Annotated in this window: 1 protein-coding gene; it reads left to right on the forward strand. The window is 66.5% G+C overall.

Going from position 1 to position 394, the window contains the following annotated elements:
* Positions 1 to 46: 46 nt before the first annotated feature.
* A partial coding sequence (locus tag EN749_RS37380; RefSeq protein WP_145991243.1) for a 2-oxoglutarate and iron-dependent oxygenase domain-containing protein occupies positions 47 to 394 on the forward strand: 348 nt, incomplete at its 3' end.

Here is a 394-nt window from a genome sequence, read left to right on the forward strand (position 1 = left end):
GCATCGTGGGGGCGGGGTCGCATAGTGCCGCGAAAGGAGCCTGACCATGGCCCGAATTATCCCCGTGCTCGATCTCGACCGCCTCGACCAGGGCGCATCGGAACTGCGGACGTTTCTGTTCGACCTGCGCACTGCCGCCCGCGACGTCGGCTTCTTCTATCTCTCCGGCCACGGCATATCGGCTTCTGAAATCTCCGACGTGCTCGATGCCTCGCGGCGGTTCTTCGCCTTGCCGGAGGCCGACAAGCTGGCGATCGAAATGGTCAAATCCTCGCAGTTCCGCGGCTATACGCGCGCCGGCGGCGAGCTGACCAAGGGCAAGGCCGACTGGCGCGAGCAGCTCGACATCGGAGTCGAGCGGCCGACGATCGCGCAGGGGCCAGGCGTTCCGGCC

The sequence above is a fragment of the Mesorhizobium sp. M7A.F.Ca.ET.027.02.1.1 genome (assembly GCF_004022985.1).
GTDB lineage: Bacteria > Pseudomonadota > Alphaproteobacteria > Rhizobiales > Rhizobiaceae > Mesorhizobium.